The organism is Nitrospinota bacterium, from assembly GCA_016217735.1.
Lineage (GTDB): Bacteria > Nitrospinota_A > UBA7883 > JACRGQ01 > JACRGQ01 > JACRGQ01.
The window spans coordinates 14,490-37,050 of the sequence record JACRGQ010000065.1; the positions used below are offsets into that span (position 1 = coordinate 14,490).

General features: G+C 60.1%; 26 protein-coding genes. 10 read left to right on the forward strand and 16 right to left on the reverse strand.

Annotated features, from left to right (window positions below; translation table 11 throughout):
• Positions 1-26 precede the first annotated feature (26 nt).
• Complete coding sequence (gene murA / locus HZA03_10745; GenBank protein ID MBI5638436.1) at positions 27-1,289, forward strand: UDP-N-acetylglucosamine 1-carboxyvinyltransferase; 1,263 nt, start codon at positions 27-29, stop codon at positions 1,287-1,289.
• Between the two features lie 15 nt (positions 1,290-1,304).
• Here murA and HZA03_10750 read toward each other — a convergent pair whose 3' ends face one another.
• Positions 1,305-3,308 carry an HD domain-containing protein gene (locus HZA03_10750; GenBank protein MBI5638437.1) on the reverse strand — a complete coding sequence of 668 codons (2,004 nt, stop codon included), beginning with the start codon at positions 3,306-3,308 and terminating at the stop codon, positions 1,305-1,307.
• A gap of 162 nt (positions 3,309-3,470) precedes the next feature.
• Here HZA03_10750 and HZA03_10755 point away from each other — a divergent pair, with 162 nt between their 5' ends.
• Together HZA03_10755 and HZA03_10760 are read left to right on the forward strand one after the other, a co-directional pair.
• On the forward strand, positions 3,471-4,811 hold the full coding sequence (locus HZA03_10755; protein MBI5638438.1) for a replication-associated recombination protein A: 1,341 nt from the start codon (positions 3,471-3,473) through the stop codon (positions 4,809-4,811).
• A complete protein-coding gene (locus tag HZA03_10760; GenBank protein MBI5638439.1) occupies positions 4,808-5,236 on the forward strand; it encodes an SRPBCC domain-containing protein in 429 nt (142 codons plus the stop codon). The genes HZA03_10755 and HZA03_10760 overlap by 4 nt, the downstream gene beginning before the upstream one ends.
• 163 nt (positions 5,237-5,399) lie before the next feature.
• On the opposite strand, the gene HZA03_10765 is transcribed toward HZA03_10760, so the two are convergent.
• Genes HZA03_10765 through HZA03_10780 form a run of 4 tightly spaced genes read right to left on the reverse strand, consistent with a single transcriptional unit; the run spans position 5,400 to position 8,168 of the window.
• Entirely contained in the window at positions 5,400-5,861 is a 462-nt protein-coding gene (locus HZA03_10765) for a hypothetical protein (GenBank protein ID MBI5638440.1), read from the reverse strand.
• A 1-nt stretch (position 5,862) separates the two neighbouring features.
• The gene (locus HZA03_10770; protein ID MBI5638441.1) at positions 5,863-6,558 is read right to left on the reverse strand and encodes a cytochrome b N-terminal domain-containing protein; all 696 of its coding nucleotides are present in this window, start codon (positions 6,556-6,558) and stop codon (positions 5,863-5,865) included.
• A 2-nt stretch (positions 6,559-6,560) separates the two neighbouring features.
• Positions 6,561-7,019, reverse strand: coding sequence for a ubiquinol-cytochrome c reductase iron-sulfur subunit (locus tag HZA03_10775; protein ID MBI5638442.1), 459 nt, complete (start codon positions 7,017-7,019; stop codon positions 6,561-6,563).
• Positions 7,020-7,028: 9 nt separating this feature from the next.
• Positions 7,029-8,168: a hypothetical protein gene (locus HZA03_10780; GenBank protein MBI5638443.1), complete on the reverse strand. Its 1,140-nt coding sequence runs from the start codon at positions 8,166-8,168 to the stop codon at positions 7,029-7,031.
• A 63-nt stretch (positions 8,169-8,231) separates the two neighbouring features.
• On the opposite strand from HZA03_10780, the gene HZA03_10785 reads away from it, so the two are divergent.
• Positions 8,232-9,128: a J domain-containing protein gene (locus HZA03_10785; GenBank protein MBI5638444.1), complete on the forward strand. Its 897-nt coding sequence runs from the start codon at positions 8,232-8,234 to the stop codon at positions 9,126-9,128.
• A 12-nt stretch (positions 9,129-9,140) separates the two neighbouring features.
• Positions 9,141-9,560: a hypothetical protein gene (locus HZA03_10790; GenBank protein ID MBI5638445.1), complete on the forward strand. Its 420-nt coding sequence runs from the start codon at positions 9,141-9,143 to the stop codon at positions 9,558-9,560.
• Positions 9,561-9,607: 47 nt separating this feature from the next.
• Here HZA03_10790 and HZA03_10795 read toward each other — a convergent pair whose 3' ends face one another.
• The 3 genes from HZA03_10795 to HZA03_10805 form a co-directional block, all read right to left on the reverse strand.
• Positions 9,608-10,282, reverse strand: coding sequence for a hypothetical protein (locus tag HZA03_10795; protein MBI5638446.1), 675 nt, complete (start codon positions 10,280-10,282; stop codon positions 9,608-9,610).
• A 10-nt stretch (positions 10,283-10,292) separates the two neighbouring features.
• A complete protein-coding gene (locus tag HZA03_10800) occupies positions 10,293-10,868 on the reverse strand; it encodes an epoxyqueuosine reductase QueH (protein MBI5638447.1) in 576 nt (191 codons plus the stop codon).
• Positions 10,869-10,940: 72 nt separating this feature from the next.
• Positions 10,941-11,807 carry a hypothetical protein gene (locus HZA03_10805; protein MBI5638448.1) on the reverse strand — a complete coding sequence of 289 codons (867 nt, stop codon included), beginning with the start codon at positions 11,805-11,807 and terminating at the stop codon, positions 10,941-10,943.
• Positions 11,808-11,898: 91 nt separating this feature from the next.
• Here HZA03_10805 and HZA03_10810 point away from each other — a divergent pair, with 91 nt between their 5' ends.
• Positions 11,899-12,756 carry a DUF2066 domain-containing protein gene (locus HZA03_10810; GenBank protein ID MBI5638449.1) on the forward strand — a complete coding sequence of 286 codons (858 nt, stop codon included), beginning with the start codon at positions 11,899-11,901 and terminating at the stop codon, positions 12,754-12,756.
• A gap of 40 nt (positions 12,757-12,796) precedes the next feature.
• Here the strand turns inward: HZA03_10810 and ccsA are convergent, their stop codons facing one another.
• The 6 genes from ccsA to HZA03_10840 are packed head-to-tail and all read right to left on the reverse strand — an operon-like array spanning position 12,797 to position 17,132.
• On the reverse strand, positions 12,797-13,510 hold the full coding sequence (gene ccsA, locus HZA03_10815) for a cytochrome c biogenesis protein CcsA (protein MBI5638450.1): 714 nt from the start codon (positions 13,508-13,510) through the stop codon (positions 12,797-12,799).
• Positions 13,476-13,607, reverse strand: coding sequence for a CcmD family protein (locus tag HZA03_10820; protein ID MBI5638451.1), 132 nt, complete (start codon positions 13,605-13,607; stop codon positions 13,476-13,478). Before HZA03_10820 ends, ccsA begins: the two co-directional genes overlap by 35 nt.
• Positions 13,604-14,287: a heme exporter protein CcmB gene (locus HZA03_10825; GenBank protein ID MBI5638452.1), complete on the reverse strand. Its 684-nt coding sequence runs from the start codon at positions 14,285-14,287 to the stop codon at positions 13,604-13,606. Before HZA03_10825 ends, HZA03_10820 begins: the two co-directional genes overlap by 4 nt.
• Entirely contained in the window at positions 14,284-14,988 is a 705-nt protein-coding gene (locus tag HZA03_10830) for an ABC transporter ATP-binding protein (protein ID MBI5638453.1), read from the reverse strand. The genes HZA03_10825 and HZA03_10830 overlap by 4 nt, the downstream gene beginning before the upstream one ends.
• A gap of 7 nt (positions 14,989-14,995) precedes the next feature.
• Positions 14,996-16,258 carry a CinA family nicotinamide mononucleotide deamidase-related protein gene (locus HZA03_10835; protein MBI5638454.1) on the reverse strand — a complete coding sequence of 421 codons (1,263 nt, stop codon included), beginning with the start codon at positions 16,256-16,258 and terminating at the stop codon, positions 14,996-14,998.
• Between the two features lie 25 nt (positions 16,259-16,283).
• Positions 16,284-17,132, reverse strand: coding sequence for a hypothetical protein (locus HZA03_10840; protein MBI5638455.1), 849 nt, complete (start codon positions 17,130-17,132; stop codon positions 16,284-16,286).
• Positions 17,133-17,210: 78 nt separating this feature from the next.
• Here HZA03_10840 and HZA03_10845 point away from each other — a divergent pair, with 78 nt between their 5' ends.
• The 3 genes from HZA03_10845 to HZA03_10855 all read left to right on the forward strand — a co-directional run bounded on the left by HZA03_10845 (position 17,211) and on the right by HZA03_10855 (position 19,714).
• Entirely contained in the window at positions 17,211-17,867 is a 657-nt protein-coding gene (locus HZA03_10845) for a hypothetical protein (protein MBI5638456.1), read from the forward strand.
• A 252-nt stretch (positions 17,868-18,119) separates the two neighbouring features.
• On the forward strand, positions 18,120-19,199 hold the full coding sequence (gene ychF, locus HZA03_10850) for a redox-regulated ATPase YchF (protein ID MBI5638457.1): 1,080 nt from the start codon (positions 18,120-18,122) through the stop codon (positions 19,197-19,199).
• A 221-nt stretch (positions 19,200-19,420) separates the two neighbouring features.
• Entirely contained in the window at positions 19,421-19,714 is a 294-nt protein-coding gene (locus HZA03_10855) for a nucleotidyltransferase domain-containing protein (protein ID MBI5638458.1), read from the forward strand.
• A gap of 227 nt (positions 19,715-19,941) precedes the next feature.
• Here the strand turns inward: HZA03_10855 and HZA03_10860 are convergent, their stop codons facing one another.
• Both HZA03_10860 and HZA03_10865 read right to left on the reverse strand, forming a co-directional pair.
• The gene (locus tag HZA03_10860; GenBank protein MBI5638459.1) at positions 19,942-20,145 is read right to left on the reverse strand and encodes a hypothetical protein; all 204 of its coding nucleotides are present in this window, start codon (positions 20,143-20,145) and stop codon (positions 19,942-19,944) included.
• A 97-nt stretch (positions 20,146-20,242) separates the two neighbouring features.
• Positions 20,243-20,893, reverse strand: a complete 651-nt coding sequence (locus HZA03_10865; GenBank protein MBI5638460.1) for an OmpA family protein — start codon at positions 20,891-20,893, stop codon at positions 20,243-20,245.
• A 628-nt stretch (positions 20,894-21,521) separates the two neighbouring features.
• Here HZA03_10865 and HZA03_10870 point away from each other — a divergent pair.
• On the forward strand, positions 21,522-22,547 hold the full coding sequence (locus tag HZA03_10870) for an EamA family transporter (GenBank protein ID MBI5638461.1): 1,026 nt from the start codon (positions 21,522-21,524) through the stop codon (positions 22,545-22,547).
• Positions 22,548-22,561: the final 14 nt, after the last annotated feature.

Genomic DNA, 22,561 nt, shown 5'->3' on the forward strand with positions numbered 1-22,561 from the left:
GATTAGTAAGCGAAAGAAGGGGAAGAATGGACAAGATTGTTATCGAAGGGGGCCGCCGCCTTGAAGGGGATGTGACCATCGCCGGCGCGAAGAACGCGTCGTTGCCGGCCTTTGCCGCCACGCTGCTTTGTCCCGGTTCGTTCACCTTCACCAACGTGCCGGATCTCAAGGATATCGATACCATCATCGCCTTGCTCATGGATTTAGGGGCCGCCATCACCCGTCCGGAAAAAGGGGTGGTCGTTGTTGATACCGGCGGCCTGAAAAGCTATGAAGCGTCCTACGACCTCGTGCGCACCATGCGCGCATCCTGCCTGGTGATGGGGCCGCTGCTGGCCCGGATGGGCAAGGCCCGCGTGAGCCAGCCGGGCGGCTGCGCCATAGGCGAGCGCCCCATCAACCTCCATCTTAAGGGATTCGGGGCGATGGGGGCGCACACTACGCTGGATGAGGGGTATGTCAACATCAGCGCCCCCGGCGGGTTGCATGGGGCGAAAATCTATTTCGATATCGTTACCGTCACCGGCACAGCCAACGTGATGATGGCGGCGCTGGCCGCCGAGGGAACCACCATCCTGGAAAACTGCGCCAAAGAACCGGAAGTGGTTTTCCTGGCCGATCTGCTCGTCCGCATGGGGGCGGATATCAAGGGGGCCGGCACCGGCCGGATAGCCGTCACCGGCAAGCGTCCGCTCAAGGCGGTGGAGACCGCCATCATTCCAGACCGGATAGAAACCGGCACGTTCATCGCGGCGGCCGCCATCACCGGCGGCTCGCTCCGCATCAACCGGTGCAACCCGCCGGACTTCGAAGCGGTAACGCACAAGTTCGTTGAAATGGGATGCAAAATCACCGAAGGGAACGGCTGGATAGAAGTGACAGGCCCGAAACGCCCCGCCCCGGTGGACATCGAAACCGCGCCGCACCCCAGCTTTCCCACCGATATGCAGGCACAGGCGATGGCGGTGCTGACCGTCGCGGATGGCACCAGCGTGATACACGAATCGGTTTTTGAGAACCGCTACATGCATGTGGCGGAGTTGCGCCGCCTGGGGGCCGACATCCGTCTGAAGGGGGCCAACGCTTTCGTGCATGGAGTGCCATCGCTCTCCGGCGCCATTGTGATGGCTACCGATCTGCGCGCCAGCGCCTCGCTCATCGTCGCCGGCCTCGCCGCGAATGGGAAGACCGCCGTCCGGCGCGTCTACCACCTCGACCGCGGCTACGAGAGGATAGAAGAGAAGCTGAAAAAAGTCGGCGCCCGCATCTCCCGCCAGCCGGATAAATAACAGCGATTCTTACGGTCAGCGGATCAGGTTCTTGATGGTGATGATGTCATTGATGCCGGATTTAAGCGCTTCGACGCAGTCGGGGGCGAAGTGCTTATTAATGCCTTGCTCGATGATCTCCATGGCGTATTCGTGCGACATGTCTTCCTTGTACACGCGCCGCGAAGTCAGCGCGTCGTAGACGTCCGCCACCGCGACGATGCGGGCCGAAAGCGGTATCTGTTCCGCCGCCACCCGGTGGGGATAGCCGCTGCCATCCCATTTTTCGTGGTGGAAACCGGCGATCTCGGAGGCCATCTTCAGGTAATCCGGCCCCTTCAGGATCATTTCCCCCACCGATGAATGCGTTTTCATGATGTCGAACTCTTCGCTGGTCAGCTTGCCCCGCTTGAGGAGGATGCTGTCGGCTATCGCCACCTTGCCGATGTCGTGCAGCGGCGCGGCGGCGTAGAGTTCGTTGATGAACCGCTCATCAATGGTCTCCGCGTATCTTCCCGCTTTGGCGAGTTCCTGCGCGATGATGCGGCAGTACTTTTGCATCCGCAGCAGGTGCTCGCCGGTTTCGGGGTCGCGTTTTTCCGCCAGTTCCGAGAGCTTCACCATCATGGTGAGTTGGGTTTGTTTGAGGTCGTTGAGCAGCCGCGCGTTTTCGATGGCGGTGGTGGCCTGGTACGCCAGCGATTTCAGGAGTTCCGTGTCCTGCTCGGTGAAGGGCTGGCCGTCCGTCTTGTTGAAGACCGCGATGACCGCCACGATGCCGTGCTTGCTTTCGATGGGGTAGGTAATGAGGTTCCGCACCGTAAAAGGGGGGGTGAAGCCCAGTTCCGCCGCGGCGGGGTTAAAGCTGTTTTCGATTATCGGTTTGGCGCTTGCGAAGGTTTGGGCCAAAATGCTTTCCGGCGTTATGATGGTGGCGCCCGGCATGCCGCCGCGCGGGAATCCCGCCATGCCGGCGAACGAGACCCGCTTCGTCCCCCCCATCACCGCCACGATCGATTGGCCCGCTTCCAGCAGGCTGCGGCTGTAATCGGCGATGGAGCCGAATATCGATTGCATGTCGAGCGTGCTGTTGATGCGCACGCTGATGCGGTTCACCTGTTCGATCAGCGCCGATTGCCGCTGCAGGTCGGTGAACGTCGCCATCAGCTCGCTGAGCATGGTGTCCATCTCGCGCGTGGCGCGGTGCGTGGTCTCCATCTGGTCGAAATGTTTCATGGCGATGGAGGCCAGCGACGATATGGTGGAGATCGCGTGCTGGTCGACGGAAGTGAACGACCCTTCCCGCGGGTCGGTGGCGAAGATGAAGCCGGCCAGTTCCGGCTCGTTGTCCGGTTTGCGGAACAGCAGCGGCACCACCATGAACGCCCCTTTGATGACGAGGTTGGCCCCGCCGTTCCGCGCGGTGATGGTTTCCGTCACCGTTTGGAACAGCATGGAACTGCGCTGCGCGCGCGCCACCCGCTCGAAGACCGTGCCGCGGATGGCATAGGTGTGTTCCGCGTCCGGCACATCGTTGCCCTGTTCGCGCAACGCCGCCAGCCGCATCACCCCGTTTTCGGCCGTTACGGAGAACAGGCCGCACCGCCCCGCTTTTACCAGCAATTCCAGCGCCGACAGCAACAGGCGGTATGACTCTTTCCGGTCATTCGTCTGCAGCACCTGTTCGGCGAGGTTGCGGTAGGCGTTCAACTTGTCGTAATTCGCCAACAGCTCATGGGTCAGATTCATAACCTCCACGAAGTCATCCAGCTTTGCGTTTATGAGGCGTTCGGCTTCGGCCATCGCCTTTTGGTCGCCATCTTTGTGGTAGATGTTAAGCCTGACGCCGTTTTCCGCTCCCTGGCCGGCCAAGGAGGAAAGGAGCGGGTATTTGTGCGCATCCCCGTCTCCGGTATTGGAGAAAATCGTGCCTTCCCGGTCGCTTTCGATTTCCACCGATACCCCCAGCATCCTCGACACGTCGTTGAGGTACTCAATGACCAACGGGTCGGATTGCAGCTTTTTATAGGCGGTAAACATTCGATTATTCTACCCTTTTTGGTGAATACCGTGTGCGGGAACTTTTTCAGCGGGCGGTGAATTGCTTGAATGCGCGGGGGTTGGCTCCTCCCGCCAGCGGCGCGGCGTTTACTGGTATAATCGGCAAAACAGCTATCAGTCTCCGTTTTCAATGGGAACCAAATGGGCAAAAACCAGAATCTGTTCGGCGATGCCGGGGAAGAACCGCCGCCTCCGCCCGCCGTCGTTGCCGGGGCCGTGCCGTTGGCGGAGCGTATGCGCCCCGGCGATTTCGACGGATTCATCGGGCAGGCGCATGTGGTGGGGAAGGGGAAGCCGCTGCGGCGGCTCATCGAGGAAGACCGTTTCGGGCCGCTGCTTCTCTGGGGGCCTCCCGGCACCGGCAAAACCACGCTCGCGCGCATCGCCAGCAAGGTAAGCGGCAGGCTCTTCGTATCGCTCAGCGCGGTGGAGAGCGGCGTGAAGGAACTCAAGGAGGCGGTGGCCGCCGCCCGCTACAACGCCGCCAACGGCAAGAAGACAACGCTTTTCATCGACGAGATTCACCGCTACAACAAAACGCAGCAGGATCAACTTCTGCCGCATGTTGAAAGCGGCCTCATCACCCTCATCGGGGCGACCACCGAGAACCCCGCATTTGGGGTGATACCGTCTTTGCGGTCGCGCTGCACCATCGTGGAGTTGCGGCCGCTGACGCCGGATGAAGTGGCGCAAATAGTGACGCGGGCGCTGGCGGCCGAAGAGGCGCTGCAAGGGATCGGTGTGGGGGATGACGTGGTGGCCCAGATAGCGCGGCTGGGGGGCGGCGACGCGCGGCAGGCGTTGAACATCCTGGAGGCGTGCGCCAAGTCCGCCGAGGGGGGAGTGATTACCGCCGCGCTGGTGGCGGAAGTGAGCCAGCGCGCATTGCTGCGGTACGACAAGATGGGGGACGCACATTTCGACCATGCCAGCGCGTTCCAAAAATCGTTGCGCGGGTCGGATCCGGACGCCGCCATTTACTGGATGGCCCGGATGATAGAGGCGGGGGAGGATCCCCGCTTCATCGCGCGGCGGCTCATCGTCACCGCCGCCGAGGATGTGGGGAACGCCGACCCGACGGCGTTGATATTGGCCGTGGCGGCGGCGGAAGCGGTGGAGAAGATCGGCCTGCCGGAAGGGCGCATCCCGCTTGCGCAGGCGGCGCTTTATGTTGCCTGCGCGCCGAAATCGAACAGTACCGTTATTGCCATAGACGCCGCATCGGCGCATCTGGCCGCGCACGGCACCGCGCCGCAGGTGCCGCGGCACCTGCGCGATACGCATTACAGCGACGCGAAGAAGTGGGGCTACGGCAAAGGCTACCAGTATCCGCACGAACACCCGCACCACTGGGTGGCGCAAAGCTACCTGCCGGAAGGAATGGAAGATGTCCGCTTTTACACTCCCTCGCCGCACGGGCGCGAGGCGGCCTTCGAGGAACGCCTGAAAGAGATCAAGAAGAAGGAAGGGAAGCCCACATGAAGGAGATACGCGCCGAGGTTGTCATCGCGTCCACGCCGCAACGGGTGTGGCAGGTTTTTTCCGATTTCGCCGCGTACCCCATATGGAATGTTTTTCTGGTGCGCGTGACGGGGGAGGCGAAGCGGGGGGAGGAACTGGAAATTCGCGTGCAACTGCCCGGCACGAAGGCCACGCCGTACCGCGCTGCCGTTTTGAAGGCCGATGCGGAAAAAGAACTCCGCTGGAAATGGAAAGGTTTTTTAAAGGGGGAACACGTTTTTACGCTTGAGCCGATGGGGGACAACATGACCCGCTTCACGCAGAAGGTGGAGTTCGGCTTTTTGTCCGGCGCGCTCGCCGATAAAGATCTGACTGCTAAAACGGAAGAGATGTTCGGCCACATGCACCGCGCCCTAAAGGCCCGCTGCGAAGAATCGGCGGATTAGCCGCGCGGCGTTTCCCGCAACAGCGCTTCGGCCCTGTCTTTGAGGGCTGGGAGGCTTTCTTTTATCACCTTCCACTCTATTTTGGCCGCGGAGTGTTTTTGTGTGCGACAGGAGTGTCGCACCTACCGGGGAGGGGAAGGGCATCGGAGCCGTGTGGCGAAGGTTACGAGAGATGGCCCCAGATGGTGAGGCCGATGAAGCCGAGCACCGCCGCCACCCCCAGCGCCAGCGCGATCTTCCGTTTGACGTATTGGCGGGCCGGATTGGGGTCGATGATCGGTATGGCGAACAGCAAACCGACCGCCACCCCTTGCAGGCCGACGCCGATGACTTTCGGCGCCCACGCCCCGATGAACATCAGCTTCTCGGCGATCTTCAGTTCCTGATACGCGGCCAGGAAGTACCATTCCGGCTTGAGGTGCTCCGGCGTGGTGAACGGGTCGGCCATTTCGTCCAGCGACGGCGGGAAGATTGTGGCGAGCGTGATGAGGATCAGGAACACCGCGATGCAGATGATGGCCTGCTCCACGACGTGGCCGGGAAAAAACCAATGCATTTTCCCTTCGGCGACGAGCCGTTTTTTCTCCTCCATCGGGAGGTGTTTGATTTCGACTTCTTTTTTCATGTTACATCGGCCCCGAAATTCCCTGCCGCCGTATCTGCATGAAGTGGGCGATCAAAAGGGCGAAGGCGGCGGCGGGCAACGCCATCACATGCAGCGTGAAAAACCGGCTGAGCGTGACCTGCGAAACGTCCGGCCCGCCCAGCATGAGGCTCTTGGTCAACGGCCCGACCACCGGCATGGCGCCCGGCGCCTCGGTGGCGATGACGGTGGCCCAGTAGGAAAGCTGCGTCCACGGCAGCAGGTAGCCGGTGAACGAAAAACCCATCGTGAGCAGGAAGAGCGCCACGCCGGTGACCCAGTTCATTTCGCGCGGGGCTTTGTAGATGCCGCCGAAGTAAATTTTGCCCATGTGGATCATCACGGTCAGCACCATCAGGTTGGATCCCCAGGAGTGGAGGCCCCGCACCGCCCAGCCGAACGGAATGTCGTTGGTGATGGCGACCACGCTATGGTGGGCGCTTTGGGTATCCGGCACATAATAGACCATCAGCAGCAGGCCGGTCATGATCTGCATCAGGAAGATGAAGAAGGTGATGCCGCCGAAGCAGGAAAAAATCCCCAGATGCGTCGGGGCCAGCTTGGTGAAGACCTCTTCGTCCAGTATCTCTTTTATTTCAAAGCGCCGTTCCAGCATTTCAAAGCCCTTAAGCAGCAGCCGGTTGCGCAACGTGATAGGCCCCAGCTTCAACTCGTCCATTTTTAGGCCTCTTCCACGATGATGTTGCCGGCTTCTATACGCGCGTTGTAGGCGGTGAGCGGCTTGGGGGCCGGGCCGCCCAGCACGCGGCCGCTCTGATCGAATTTCGCGCCGTGACAGGGGCAGAGCATTTGTTTGATGTCTTCGTGGTATTTCACGATGCATCCCAGGTGGGTACAGACGGCGCTGAGCGCCACAAGCTCGGTTTCGGTTTTACGGATCAGCAGGGCCGGCTTGCGCTTGAACGTGAAAAACCGCGCCTCCCCCACATGTATCTCTTTGAGTGCCACGGAATAGGTCTCTTTTTTGCCTCCCCCGTTTTTGGATTCCGGCAGCAGGTAGCGCGCAAGCGGATAGAAGACGCCCGCCGCCGCGGCAAGGGCCGATCCGATCACCGCCGATCCGACGAACGCCCGGCGCGAAACCGGCGCTTCCCGCCAGCTTTTATCCGCTTCTTCCATACGGCGGGCCTAGCGCCCGAAGCTCCTCTCCGTGCGCGTCATCTCGACCCGCATTTCAGTGTTTTGCAGCAGCGCCGGCTGATACACATAGTCAACCCACGCGGTGACGGAAATCTCGCTGGGGGTTGCGCCGTAAAAGACGACCTGTTCTTTTCTTCTTTCGCCGGCGGCGATCCGGTTATCCTTGGCGATCACCGCCCCCAGCCCCCGCATAATGTCGCTGTCGCGGGTCAGTTCCCGTCCTTTTTTGTCGAAAATGATTTTTTCGTATACCACGCTCTTCTTCTGCGAGCGGTTGTCGGCCCCCGTAACTTGCACAAAGAGCACCAGCTTGCGGGTGGGGATGCCGGTGGGAAGGGAGTGCCCCGCCCCCGAATTTTCTATTTCAAGGTCCACCACGGTGCGGTCGTTAAACCGCTCCACATTGCCGATGTTCAACACCACGCCCTTGCGGAGCTGCACGATGGAGTGCCCCCCCGCCAACGAGTGGCTGAACACGCTTATGCGCTCCCCTTTCTGGTTTGTCGAGTTTTCCAGCGGCATATGGCACTGCTGGCAAACGGTGCCCTTGGCGGCCTGGGGGCTGTTTTTCCATTCGGACCAAGTGGCCATGATCTTCACGCCGTTGGCCTCGTATTCGTGACAGGCGGCGCAGAGGTCGGCGCTGCGGTGCAGATCGCTCTTCACGCTGGTGTGATACGCGGTCTTCCCGCTACCGCCGCGCGGCCCGGCCAGCATGGCGCCTACTTTGACGTCAAAGCGTTTCTTGCCGTTGGGATGCGTGGCGGTGATGCTGTGGCAGAAGTGGCAGGTGATCCCCTCGCGCGTTACCGCCTGTTTGAGACCTGTGTCGCCGTTGATGGCCGTGACCGGCGCATGGCATTCCAGGCAGATTTGTTTGGCCCCGCCGTCGCTGTCCAAAAACGCCTGCATATAGGCCGCTTGGAAAACCGGGTCGGTCACCGCCTGCGCGTGCATCGAATCCTTCCATTTGCCCAGCACTTCTTTGTGGCAGGATCCGCATTCCTCGGCGCCGGACACCACCCCGGCCTTGAGGGGCGGGGGATCGCCCGCCGCGGCCGACGGCATGACCGGCAACAGCAGCGCGCATAGCGCCGCAAAAATGGCTTTGTAATATTTTGAACTCACTTCATAATTAAAGAACAGCATGCACGACATGTCAAACCTAATAAAAAAACGTTTAATACGGCCATGAAGAAAAAAGACTATTACAAAATCCTCGGGGTGGAAAAAAACGCCCCGGCCAGCGGGATAAAAGCCGAATACCGCAAATTGGCCAAGCAGTGGCATCCGGACAAAAATCCGGGGGACAAGGCGGCCGAGGAGCGGTTCAAGGAAATCAGCGAGGCCTACGCCGTGCTGAGCGACCCCGAAAAGCGGAAGCAGTACGACATGGTTGGCAGCGAGAAATTCCACCAACAGTTCTCGCAGGAGGATATTTTCAGGGGGGGCAATCTCAACGACATTCTGCGTGAAATGGGGCTCGGGGATTTTTCCTCAGCCTTTGGCGGACGCGGCGGAGGTTTCCGCATCAACTTCGGCGAAACCGGTTTCGGGGGGTCCGGGGGCGGTTTCGCCCAAAATCTCGACGCCGAGGCGGAGCTCGCCATCACGTTTGAAGAGGCCGCCAAGGGGGTTCAGAAAGAGCTTACCATCCAGACCGGCCCGAAGCGGGAAACGGTGAAGGTTAAAATTCCCGCCGGTATCCGCGCCGGCGAGCGCCTGCGGCTGACCGGCAAAGGGACACAGGCGCGGGGGCGGCGCGGCGACCTCTACATTACCGTCTCCGTTGCCCCGCATCCCCTTTTCCGCCGCGAGGGGGATGACATCATAGTCCGCGCCGAGATTGACATCTCCACCGCCCTGCTGGGGGGATCGGCCGAGGTGAACACGCTGGATGGCATCCGGTCCGTCAAAGTGCCGGCCGGCATCCAGTTGGCGCAGAAAATCAGGGTGCGCGGCCAAGGTATCCGGCGGGCGGGCGCCGCCGCGGGCGATCTTTACGTGGAGATCGCCCTCCGTGTGCCGGCCCATCTCACCGATGAACAGAAACGGCTGGCCGGGGAATTGCGCCACGCCGGCCTATGATGGAGAAATGTTATGAAACAGGTATCCGTACTGCTCCTGCTTTTGGGATTCTGCCTCCCGGTTTTGCCGGCGCGGGCGGAGGTGATTTCCATCGACACCGCCATCACCGCCTTCGAAAAGCAGATTATGCGGGACGAAGGGATTGTCTCCCGGCCCGCCAATATCACCGCCACCAAGCTGGCCCGCCAGCAGATCAGGGATGGACTGCGCGAACTTGAGTTCGTCATCACCCACTTTGAACGCCACTTCGCCGCCATTGATCCCCAGATGATCAAGGACATGAACCGCATTTTCAAGGCGGAGGAGGCGGAGGCCGCGAATGAACGGTTTTCCCATCGCCATCTCGACAGCACCCGCAACATGGTGGCGGCGAATCTCCCCGTGAAAAAGGCGATCCTCAAGCGCGCGCGGGATATGGTGTACGGGCGCTAGTCCGCCGGAACGCCGCAATCAGCGGTTGGTGCGGCGGAATGGCGGCGTCACCACCAAACGGCCGGCATTCCGTTGTCCACCCACTCGAACGCCTCCATTTTTTCCGGATCCGCTTCGTTAAGCACATCGGCGATCGTTTCGCTGAATTCGGCTTCGCCGTCAATGAGGTCCTCGTTGCGCCACTGATCCCAGTCGCGCACCGCCGAGGGGTTGCCGTCCGTCCGCGCGTCGGGATAGCCGCTCTGTCCCATCTTCCAGAGGCTGGCGAAGAGGAGCGCTTTGCCGCCGAACATGTCGACCATGTGCCGGAATATTTCGGGGCGCAGATGCTCAACCGCCCCTTTCAGGGCTTCGTCGTAGACGGCGTCTTCCTCATCTTTTTCCATTTCCAGTTGGGCGGTGAAGCTGCCGCCGGCGATATGGGTCACCAACGTTGGAATCATTCCCACGGCATCGGCCCAATCCGCCAAGGGGGGGTATTCCCCTTCTTTCCATGCGATATAGCAAAACTCTTGGCAAATGACCGCCAGGGTTATGAGCCGCAGCAGCGTCCGGTGCTTTTCCTCCGGCGTGGCGTAATCGGCCAGCCCGCGCCGTTCCAGCGATTTCCAGACGATGCGCGCCCAGTTGCGGTCGCTGTGGTCGTCGTAGATGTTGAAGAGCGTATCTCCCGATATCTTTTTGATGTCGTCCCAAGTGAAGGTCTTTTTTTGCGTGGTCATGGAGTCTCCGTCAAACGGCGCGGCCGTTCCGGCGGGTTTCCGCGCCGCATTTGCTGAAGATGCAGCCGCAATAATCCTGCCGCCGGAAACCAAGCTGGTTGCTGATCCGCACCGATGCCTTGGCGCCTTCCTGTTTTTTCCAGTCCGCCGCGTCGAACAGCAGGTCATTGTGCATGGCGGCGGCTTTGTTGCCAAGCCGGTTGATCATCTTCACATCCTTGCGCGACGATGTGGAGAGCACCGCCCCGAAGCGGCCGATGCCAAGCGCGGCGGCCAGCCGGGCCGTGGCGTCAAGCCGCCCGTCAATGCAGAATTCGCACCGTCGCCCCTTTTCCGGTTCGTCTTGCCATGGGGCGGCTCCAGCCAGCCACTCCTCCGGGCGGTAATCGTCCACGATGAGCGGCAGCGCTTCAAGCGCCGCCAGCCGCCGCACTTCGCCCAGGCGGTTTTGGTATTCCCCTTCCGGGTGGATGTTCGGATTGTAAAAGTAGAGCGTCACTTCATATTGTTCCCGAAGCGTCCGCAGGGGATGCGGCGAACAGGGGGCGCAACAGACGTGCAGCAGGTATTTTTCTTTGGCATCCATCCGGGGAATTATAAACGAGGAGACGGCCCAAGAAAAGGCGGTTTTCCCGCTTTATTCCGTGAATAAAGCGGGTTATGCGGCCTGTCCGGCGGAGTCTTTATCCCCGCCGCTTTTCTCATTGATCGCGGCGGAGCCATCTTTCTTGTTCGTGAGGGCATCCAAAAACGCCTGCTGATAGTCCAGCATCGTCTTTTGCGCCGAGGCCATCATGCTTTGGAGATAGGACGAAAAAGCATCGTCGAACTTTTTCACCGCTTCATCGCGGAACTTCTGGAAATCGATGCCGTCTCCGTTGGGCGGCGGGGGCGGTGGTGTGCCTGACGCGCCGGGCTGTATCTGTCCCGGCGCGGCGCCCGCGGTATCGGGGCCGCCCGCGATGGCCCCCTGCACCATATGGATGAAATCGCTCACCGAGCTTTTCAGCATCTGTTTTGCGCCGTCGAACGCCGCGCCGTCCACGCCCGTGGTTTTTGCCAGCTCGTTGAAGAGGTTATCGGCGCTTTGGGTGAAATTTTGCAAATCCTTTTCATTGAGCGAGGAGAGTTTGCTGGCGGCCCCCACAAATTGGTTCAGCATGTCGGCCCCCAGCGATCCCATTTTTTGCGCCGTGGCGTCCAACTGGGTGATGAATGACATGTCGAAATGGTAATCGGCCTGGAACCGTTTTTCCACGCTGGTCCGCAGTTCCTGATAGCCGTTGGCCGATTGGCGCGACACGGTGCCGCTGTAGCTTTCGGCCAGCGCGAAGTGCAAGTCCATCTGCAAGCGGCCCGCCAGCAAACCCCCCGCTTGGGATGGGCTGGCCGGCGCGGCCGCGGGGGCCGGAGTGAATGCGTTTTGCGCATCCCCGGCCCCGTTAGCAGCGGAACTTGAGGTATCGAGAACCGCCGGGGCTGGCTGGCGTTGAGCCGCCAATCCCGCAATGCCGTCAATTTTCATTAAAAACTCTCTCCAGTTGAATGTATCGGAAGGGGAAAATATTTCCTTGAGAGTTTTTATGCCGGGAGGCGGGCCGGGTTATAATACGCCGATGATACGCGGCATTTTGACAACGCTTGTGGCAATAACTCTTTCAGTTACATTGGTTTATGCTTCGCCCAAGACCGTTGAGACATTCACGTCCACCGGCGAGGGGGATGTTGAGATTGTAAGGTCCGACTATATCGATGCGCGGATCAGCGCGAAAAACATGGCCACCCAGCAAGCCTTGTGGAAGGTTATCGGGCAGCTTCTCTCCGCCCAGGAGATGTCGGAGCGCTTCGACCATATCCAGTCCGCCATCGCTGCCAAGTCGGCGGATTTTGTGCAGAAATACAAATTCGCCGAAGAAACAATTTCGCCGGACAACAAGACCTACCATGTCGCGCTGGAAGTGGTCTTTTTCGCCGACCAGGTGCGCGGCGCGCTGGAGAACCTCGGCACCGCCGTGGCGCAGCGCAAGCGGGTGGTGATCGTGATCGACGAGCGGGCGATGGATGGGGCCTCCGACACGAATTTCCTGATGACCGGCAGCATGACGGAAGACCGTTTGCGGCAGGCGGCGGGGGACGCCGGCTACAAGGGGATGGCCCGCGCCGAAGTGCGCGCGCTGGGGAATGACCCGCAGGCGGTCAAGGCGGTGGAGGGGGATGCCGATGCCGTGCGCTGGATGGCCACGCAGCTTAAGGCCGATTATGTAATTACCGGAACCGCGCGGGCCACCGCCGGCACCGGCATGTTGGGCACCATACGGCTGAACGTCTACGCCGCCGACGGCAGCCCGGTCTGGTCCAAGGAGATCACCGAAAGCGCGCCCGGCGGCGGCGGTCCCGAACGGTTCAGGGTAATCCGCCTTTGCGCCGACAAAGCCGCCGTGATGGTCTCGGAACTCCTCGCCACCCGCAAATAAAATGCGCTAAAGCGTATCCCGCCAACGGAGGGGGGGAGTATCAGTCTTCGTGATTGGAGCGGAGGGCGGCGATTTCGGCGGCGAGGTTTTCCACCCGGAGGCGGAGGAGGAAGAGGGCCGCGAACAGCGCGCCGAAGGCGAGCAGGCAGACGCGCAGCGTGTTCAGCATTTCGGGCGGCATGCCGGGCTCGGCCATCGACTTGATAACCACGGGGTGCATGATGCTGCCCCACATTTTTATGGCGAAGTGGACGACCGGCACGTCGAGGAACCCGACGATGCCGAAGACCGCCGCGTAGCGCGCGCGGGTCATCTGGTTATCTATCGTGCTCCGCAGGATAAGGTAGCCGGCGTAGATGATGAGCAGTATCAGCGCGGTGGTAAGCCGCGGCTCCCATATCCACCACGCGCCCCAGCGCTGCTTGCCCCATATCATGCCGGTGATGAGCATGAGGCCGCAGAAGAGCACGCCCAGTTCCGCGCCCACCTTCGCCACCCGGTCGAAGAGCATCTCCTTTTTCCAAAGGAAAAGGAAGCTGCCCGCGAAGGTGACGAAGAAGCCGAGGTAGGCCATGATGGCGGTCGGCACGTGGAAATAGACGATGCGGTAGACGGCGGTCTCCCCCATCGCTTCCGGCGACCAGACGAGGGCGAGGTACGCCCCCGCGATGATGAGCGCCGCCGCCGCGCCAATGCCGCCATACCGCACCAGGGCGGTATCAGTCAGCTTTAGCGCTTTTTCTAAGAGCTTCAAGTTCTTCGCCCAGTCTGGCGGTCTTCCGGTCGATCAGGAAGACATAGCCGAACAGCGCCAGCCAGATGATTCCGTAAGCGGCAAATAGGTAGTTCATAGTTCGTCCATGATATATTCAAAAACCAGCGCCGACACAACAAAAAATATCACGTCATAGGCGGCCAGCAGTTTCAGGCGGCCCATATAGGTCTCCGGATCGCCGTCCGTCAGCAGCGCGGCGGTGGCGCTGGCGGCGAAAATCAACAGCGGCACCAGCAACGGCAGCAGCAACACCGGCAGCAGGATTTCCCGCGCTTTCAGGTTCACCGACATGGCGGCGATCAGCGTGCCGAGCGTCATGAAGCCGATGTCCCCCAAAAGGAAGACCGTGGTTTGCAGCGTGAAGTGCTCCATCACGTTGAGGTTGTACAGCACGATGAAGACCGGGATGGTCATTATCTGGATGACGGCGAGGAAGAAGAGGTTTCCCAAAAATTTGGCGATGAAGATGGCGGTGCGGTCGACGGGTGAGAGGCCCAGCCCCTGGATGCAGTCGTTCTCCTTTTCGATGAGGAACGAGCGGCCCAGGCCGAGCGTGCCGGCGAAGAGGAAGGCTATCCAGAGGATGCCGGACGCCAGCTCCGGCGTGTTTTGCGGGTTGATCTTGAAGGCGAAGTTGAAGATGACGATCACCAGCAGGGCGAACATGAAGGTGTGGCCGAGGAACTCGCGCGAGCGGAATTCCGTTTTCATATCCTTGAGCAGGATGGCGTGGGCGGTGCGCAGTATCTCGTTCATGCGCCCACCTTTTCAAGATAGATTTTCAGGAACGTGTCCGCACTCATGCCGTTCACCGGCTCGTCATGAACCTTGCGCCCCCCCTTGAGTATCATGGCGCGGGTGGCGGCGGCGATGCCCAGTGGGATGTCGTGCGTTATCATCAGCACCGTTTTTTTGCGGCGGTGCAGGCCGGAGAGGAGCTTTTGGAACATCACGGCGCTGTGGTGATCCAGCCCGGTGAACGGCTCGTCGAGGAAGATGAAGGCGGGGTCGGCCACCAGCGCGCGGGCGATGGAAAGGCGCTGTATCATGCCGCGGCTGAAATTGCGGACGAGGTCGTTTTTCCGGGTATCCAGTTCCACGCTTTCCAGCAGTTCCGCCGCGCGCGCCTCCCTGTTTTCCATGCCGTACATCTCGGCGTAAAAAACGAGGTTCTCGAACGCGGTGAGGTTGTCGTAGAGGTAGCTCTTGTGGCTGATGACGCCGATCCGCTTGCGCACTTCGGGGTGGTGCGCGTCCGACTCGCCCACGGTGGCGCCGCCGGAGGTGGGGCGGGTGATGCCGCAGAGAATTTTCAGCAGCGTGGTTTTCCCCGCGCCGTTGGGGCCGAAAATGGTTAAAAAGTCCCCTTCGTTGACGGCGAGGTCCACGCCGCGCAGCGCGACGAAGTCGCCATATTTTTTCCCCACCTTCCGGCAGAGTATTTGTTGTTCCGTCATCGGCTTATTATCCCTTATCCTTTTGCCGGATGGAGAGGATTTCGCGCAGGAAAAAAAGGGCTTCGTTGGCGGCCCGTTCCCGTATTGTTTCGCGCGATCCGGCCAAATTCAGGCGGCGCACCTTCACCCAGCCCTTGGCGGCTATCGCCACATAGACGAGGCCTATCGGTTTTTCTTTCGTGCCGCCGTCCGGCCCGGCGACGCCGGTGACGGCAAGGACGTAATCGGCCCCCAGCCGGTTGCGTACCCCTTCGGCCATCGCCTCGGCGCATTCGGAACTCACCGCGCCATGTTCTTTGATGATTGCGGCGGGAACGCCGAGCATTTTTTCCTTCACCCGATTTGCGTAGCTGATAATCCCGCCAATGAAATAATCGCTGCTGCCGGGAGTGGCGGTGATTTTTTTTCCGATGCCGCCGCCGGTGCAGCTCTCCGCCACGGCGAGCGTTTTTTTCCATTTGCGCAGAAGTTTTCCAACGGCGCTTTCGATGGTCTCGCCGTCCATGCCCCATACGTTGCCCTTGATGGCGGGGTAGATCAGTGCCACGGCCTCTTTCAGCAGGGCTTGCGCGTTGGCGGGGGTATTGCCCCGCGCCAGCAGGCGGATATCCACCCCGCCGTTGCCCGGCAAAAAGGCGATGTCGGCCACTTTCCGGGCTTCTTTCAATTCTTTCATTTGCGCCATCAGTCCCACTTCCCCCACGCCCGCCGTATGGAAGGTTTTTTCGGCGATGTGCGCACCGCCGTGGGGGATGAATTTTGCCGCTTCGTGTTCCAGCATGTAAAGCGTTTCGTGCGGAACGCCCGGCAGGGCCAGCACCCTTTTTTGAAAGAACAGGCCGGGGGCCGCCCCCATCATGTTGCGCACCGCGACGGCGGCGGCGGGGATGTCGGCATAGTCCCGGTTGATTTTGGGCATCGGCTTTCCCATGCGCGTGAAAAACGATTGCACCTGGCGCAGCACGGCGGGGTTGAATTTCACGCCGCACTTGAAGAGGCGGCGGAGCGCTTCCTTGGTGAGGTCGTCGTGCGTGGGGCCGAGGCCGCCGGTCACCACCACGATGTCGGCGCGGCGCATGGCGGCGCGGACGGATGCGATGATGGCGGGGAGGGCGTCCCCCGCGGATGATTTACCGGCGATGCGGTAGCCGCGCCGGAGGAGGAAGCGGGCGATGGCGGCGGCGTTGGTATCCACCACGAGGCCGGTCATGAGTTCGTCGCCAACCGTCACGATGGCGGCGGTTTTGATGTTGCGGGGAGCCTGTTTCATCGGCCGGGAACGCGGGGGCGGGAGCTCAGCGCTCCTGAACGTACGAAATCCGGTCGCCCGCCTTCACTTCCGATTTGGAATTGATGACCACGGCGGTGGCTGTTTCTTCCTTTACCAGGATCACCATCACCCGTCCGATGTCTTTCAGGATGCCGTGGGTTTCTTCGGCGTTGTCGGCGCGGGACTCGAGTATCTGGAACAGGTCGGATTCCTTGACCCCCTGCTTGCGCCCCACGTTGAGGTAGACAACGTCGTTTTCGCTGATGCCCCCCTTGCCGTAACGCACGTGCATGATTTTTCCGTCGATGGTTTTTTCCTCCAGCGGGCGGTCGGGATCCATCTTGGGGGGCAGCACTTCGTAACGCGGCACCAGCGCGTCGCCGGCGAAAATCATGTTAAACGCCTTGTCCACCCGGGCCAAGGCCGTTCCTTCCTTCACCTCTTTTATGGAGATGAGGCCGGTCATGACCACGAGGTAGCCGGCGTCATCGCCGGTATCGGGATCCACCACCGTTTCGGAACGGTGATAGACATAGAACTGATCGCCTTTCTTCACGGCGGCCTTGCTCCCCTTGTTGATGTAAATATTGTCGCCGGGGGAGGCGGTCCGTTTGCCGGTCTGCTGGAAATCGATGACCGCGCCGAAGGGATGATCGTAGGCCGTGAGGTAGCCGGAAGTAAGCAGCATATCCGTGGTGACGACGGGGCGTTCTTTTTCATAGAAAAGGCCGCGCGGTATGTCGCGTTTCTGCACTTCCCCCGCGAGCGGCGGTTGTGTTTTTACGGGTTCGATCTCGGCGCCGGCGGTTTCCGCGCGGGCGGCGCCGGCCAGTATGGCGGTTAACGCCAGCGAGATTAACAGGTTGTGACGCATGGAACAATTATACACCGCATGATGGGGGATTTTGCAAACCGTTTTCCGGCGGCGGCGGATTGGGGTATAATCGGTTCGATGCGGAAAATCAGGGTATTCGAACTGGCCAAGGCCAAAGACCTTTCCATTAACCAAACCGTGGAACTGCTGGCCCGGAAAGGGGTCGCCAATGCCACCGCCATTACCTTTGTGGATGCCGACGCGTTGGGCGATCTGCCGGATGCCCCCGCGCGGGAAAGCGCGGCCAGTCCCGCTCCGCCGGAGGCCGCGGCGGCGGCGGAAGAGGCGCGCAACGCATCGGCGGCGCTGGCCCAGCGCCTGCTGCGGCGGGAGCAGGGACTCGATCCGGCCGCCGGCCGCCGCGATGGAAGCGGGGGGAACATGACCGCGCTGCTGGCGGTGGTGTTGAGCATCGTCACGCTGACGCTGACCGCGTTTGTTTTTATGAATGAACGCGACGACCGGGCCGAACTGCGGCAGACCGTGGCCGATGTCGCCGCCATCAAGGCCTCTTCGGCTAAAGTGGAGGAAATCGTCGTTAACAACCGGGCGCAGATCATGGAAATGCGCGACCAGATATCCGGCATGGAAAAGCGGATATACGAATTCAAGCGGAGCTCGCTGCTGGCCCAGATCAAAAGCCAGGGGGTGGTGTTGCGGGCCTTATCGGAGAATCTGAAGGAGCCGCTGAAAGGGAAAGCTTTGTCGCTGTCCACCAACCTTTCCCAATTTTGATCCCCCGGTGGCGGTTGTCATCCTGAGCACAGCGAAGGATCTCTTTCCCTTTCTTTCCCCGGAAAGGGGTTCTTCGCCTGCGGCTCAGAATGACAAAACTTCGCTCCTCAGAATGACAACATGCGCGATCATTTTCAAAAGATCGCCGGTTTCAGATTATGCACGGCACCGCCGTGAACAATCCGGGCAAAAGCTGTTACAATACCGTTTCTTTTAAAACGTAGTTTCGAACCGTTCAACTAGAGGATTGTCATGGGATTCAATTGCGGAATTATCGGGCTGCCCAACGTGGGGAAGTCGACCTTGTTTAACGCCATCACTTCGGCCGGCGCGGCCGCCAGCAACTTCGCCTTCTGCACCGTCGATCCCAACGTGGGGCGCGTCGACGTGCCCGACGGGCGGATAGAAAAGCTGAGTGAATTCGTCAAGCCGGAGCGGGTGGTTTACACGCAGATGGAGTTCGTCGATATCGCCGGCCTCGTGGAGGGAGCCAGCAAGGGGGAAGGGCTGGGGAACCGCTTCCTGAGCCACATCCGCAACGTGGACGCCATCGCCCATGTGGTGCGCTGTTTCTCATCGGCGGACATCATGCATGTGATCGGCGCGGTGGACCCGATACGCGACATCGAGGTGATCGAAAGCGAACTGATGCTGGCCGACCTGGAGGGGGTGGAGAAGAAAATCCTCTCCCTGCGCAAGACCGCCAAGGCGGGGAAGAAAGAAGACGCCGAACTGCTGGCGAAGCTGGAGCCGATAGCCGATGGCCTGCAACGGGGGATCATGGCGTCGGAGACCGGCGGATTCGCGGTGCAAACCGAGATGCCGCTGCTCACCGCCAAGCCGCTCATGTTCGTGGCGAATATCGGCGACCCGTCCGAAGAGGACGGCCCGCTGGTGCAAAAGGTGCGCGAATACGCGCACAAGCGCGGGGCCGGATTCCTCACCATCTGCGCGCAGGTGGAGGCGGAGATAGCCGAACTTGCCCCGGCCGAGCGCGCCGCCTACCGCGCCGAACTGGGGCTGAAATCCAGCAGCCTCGATAACATGATCCGCGAAGGGTACAAGCTGCTCAACCTCATCACCTATTTCACCGCCGGGGTGAAAGAGGTGCGCGCCTGGACGGTGCATCAGGGGGCGAAGGCCCCGGAGGCCGCCGGGGTGATACACACCGATTTCATCAAGCACTTCATCCGCGCCGAAGTGATCGCGTACGACGATTACGTGGCCTGCGGCGGCGAGGCGGGGGCGAAGGAAAAAGGGAAGATGCGCGTGGAAGGAAAAGAATACGTGGTGCATGACGGCGACGTGATCTACTTCCGCGTCAGCGCCTGACGCCGAATACCCGCACAATCAGCGGCAGGTGCGAATTCATTCGCACATTGGCGCGGACGCGCCAACCCGCTTGTGCTCCGCGCAAGTGTACAGGCTAAAGTTCGTACCCGCCTGAAGAAACATTTTCAAAGCTCTTTTTATCCCTGCTTAACGGCGGCAATCGCCGTGCGGGTTTCCGTCTGATATAATGGCATCCTGTAATGCGGTAAAATTGGAGGCCGATAATGGGAAGAGACGATATTTTAGCCGTTTTGCGCGATTTTAAAAATAATTTCGCCGGGAAATACGGCATTGTCGAGCTTGGCGTTTTCGGCTCGGTGGCCCGCGATGAAGCCAGGGATGACAGCGATCTGGACATCTGTATAAAAACAAAAACCCCCGATGCCTATGCGATGGTGCATATCAAAGAGGAAATTGAAAAGCGGGTGCATAAACATGTCGATATTGTCCGGGTCAGGGAGAAAATGAACCCCTATCTCAAAGAGCGGATAGAAAAAGAAGGGGTTTATGTTTGACAGGGGCCTGATCCTGGCCATTCTCATGCAGATAAACGAGGCTCTGGAGAAAATTCAAGCCCGCACCGTTCATGTAAATGCCGCAAGCGATTTTACCGAAAAAGCTTTAAAAATAAAATAATTGTTTTTGAGGGAAGACGAGAACGGGGCCGGGTCTTGATTTAAAGTATTTGGCGGCCCCTTCCAAAATATCCCTGAAACAAAGACGTTGGTATCGATAACCGCTTTCATTTCGCGGAGCGGCGTGACTTTCTTATGGCGGCTTTAATGGCTGATTCTTTCAACCCGGCCTTTTTGGCGCGGGAAGCCGCTTCCTGAATCAGCGCATCGAACCGACCTAAAGAGGGTTGTGTGATGGTTTTATAGTAGCTGCGCACGACGCCTTGCTTGTCGAACGTGACTTGCAGTATCTTCACTTTCGCGCCCGCCATGTCGGGCAGTTTCCCCTAAAAAGGATTAACGCCCCCGGTGGCCTGTCCGCCAATGCGATGGCAAACTCAAACCGCCGGGGGCATTAATTCCGGCCGGCTATTCCGCCAAGGTGAACTGCGCCCTGCGGTTTAATCTCCATGCTTCGCGGTTATGGCCGGGATCCACCGGACGCTCTTCGCCGTAGCTGATGGTGCCAAGTTGTTTTTCATCAACCCCCAGGGAGACCCAATACTTCTTGACCGCGTTGGCGCGGCGGTCACCGAGCGCTATGTTGTATTCCACCGATCCACGTTCGTCGCAGTGGCCTTCAATGACGATCCGTGCGCCGCTGCTTTTCAAAATTTCGGCCTCCTTGGTAAGCCCATCCCGGTATTCGGGAAGGATGTCGTATTTATCGAAATTGAAGTGGACGATCTCGAACGTTGAAAGGTCGATTCCCTTATGCGTCTCGACAGGCAATGGTTCGGGCGTTTTTGCGGCAGGGGCGGCGGGAGCCGGCATGGCTTCCTCGGCGGCACTGGTCTTAGCTGTCTCTTCGGCCGAAATGACCGGAGCGGGGGGAGGGGCTTTTTCTTCCGGGGCGGCCGCTGGGGGCGGGGGGGCCTCCTTAGGAGCCTCTTGGGATTTTTGCTCCACGCTCTTGGCCGGTTCCGGGCCTTCAGCGGTTTTCGCTTTGCTGGCACAGGCCGACACCAACGCCACCATGCCAATCGCCAACAAAATTGTAATAAACCGGGATTTTTTCATGGACGCCTCCTAAAGATGATGTAATACAAATATTATCATATTACTCCCTCTTCCTTATTTTGCGTGCAATATTTTTCGCCGATGGTCAACCTTAGGTGAGCCTGTACCTATGAACTCCCTAAAAAAGGCACATGGAGATTTCATGCCGATGCTATTAGGCAAGCCCTGCGGTTGCGGGAGTTAAAGAAAGCCGCCGGGATTAAGAAGAACCGCCCGGCGGCGTCCGGATTTATGTGCCGGTTATTTCTTTTTTGTCTTGGAGCTTTTCGGTTTCATCGCGCTCTTGGGTCCGCATTTGGATTTGCAGGCCATTAGTTAAATCACCGCCTTCCCCTTTTTCGTTTCAGTTTAAACAACAGTGCGCCACACGGGGCAACCTTTGGGTATATTAAACCCAATTGCGCCGGATGAAAATGCGGTTTTTACGGATCAAGGCAAAATTGTGGCGGAGTTTTAAATCAGGGAACAAAGAAAGAGATCGATTCGCTTCGCTCACGATGACAAGAAGGGGGAAGAGGAAGGTCAAATTCAAGCGCCGGTGTTAGAATCATGAAAATATGAAGGACGAATCAAGATGAAACCTGGCGACTCTCCGGGCGGCATCGCATCCATCGCCATTTCCCCGGTGATGGCCGCGCTGGGGGCCGCGCTTCTTTTCGGCGGGAGCACCCCTTTCGCCAAGCAGGTGCTGGCCGATACGCCGCCGGTTCTTATGGCCGGACTGCTCTTCCTTGGCAGCGGCGGCGGCTTGTTGGCGGTAATGCTCATCCGCGACCGGGGGTGGCGCAACTTCCGCCTGCCGGTGAAACACTGGTTCTGGTATCTCCTCTCCATCGGCTTTGGCGGCGTGCTCGCGCCCGTGCTGCTGATGGAGGGGCTCACGCGCACGGGGGCCGCGGCGGCTTCGCTGATGCTGAACATCGAGGCGGTGTTCACGGTGCTGCTGGCGTGGTTCGCGTTCAGGGAAAACGCGGGGCGGCGCGTGATGCTGGGCATGGCGCTGATTGTGGCGGGAGGGCTTGCCCTCGCGTGGCCATCCGGCGGTATCGGGTGGGAAGGGATGGCCGGAACGCTCGCCATCGCCGCCGCCTGCCTCTGCTGGGCCATAGACAACAACCTGACCAGAAAAGTTTCCGAAGCCGATGCGCTGTTTGTGGCGTGCGGCAAAGGGTTGGCGGCGGGGACGATTAACACCGCGCTGGCCGTGACGGCCGGGGCGGCGATCCCCGGCTTACGCGTGATTGGTTCCGCGATGTTGATCGGCCTTTTCGGCTACGGCATCAGCCTTGCCTTGTTCGTTGTGGCGTTGCGCGGGCTGGGTACGGCGCGGACGGGAGCGTATTTCGCAACCGCTCCGTTCATCGGCGCGGCCCTGTCGATAGCGGCGTTCGGCGATACGGTATCCGGCGGGTTCTGGATCGCGTCGGCGCTCATGGGCGCGGGGGTGTGGCTTCACCTCACCGAGCTGCATGAACACGAGCATTCGCACGCGCCGCTGGAACACACGCACCGCCACCGGCACGACGGACACCACTCCCATCCGCACGATTTTGCCTGGGACGGCACAGAGCCGCACACGCACCCGCACGCCCACGGGGAGATCACCCACGCGCATCCCCATTTCCCGGACATCCATCACCGCCATCCGCATTGAAACACCGCCGACGG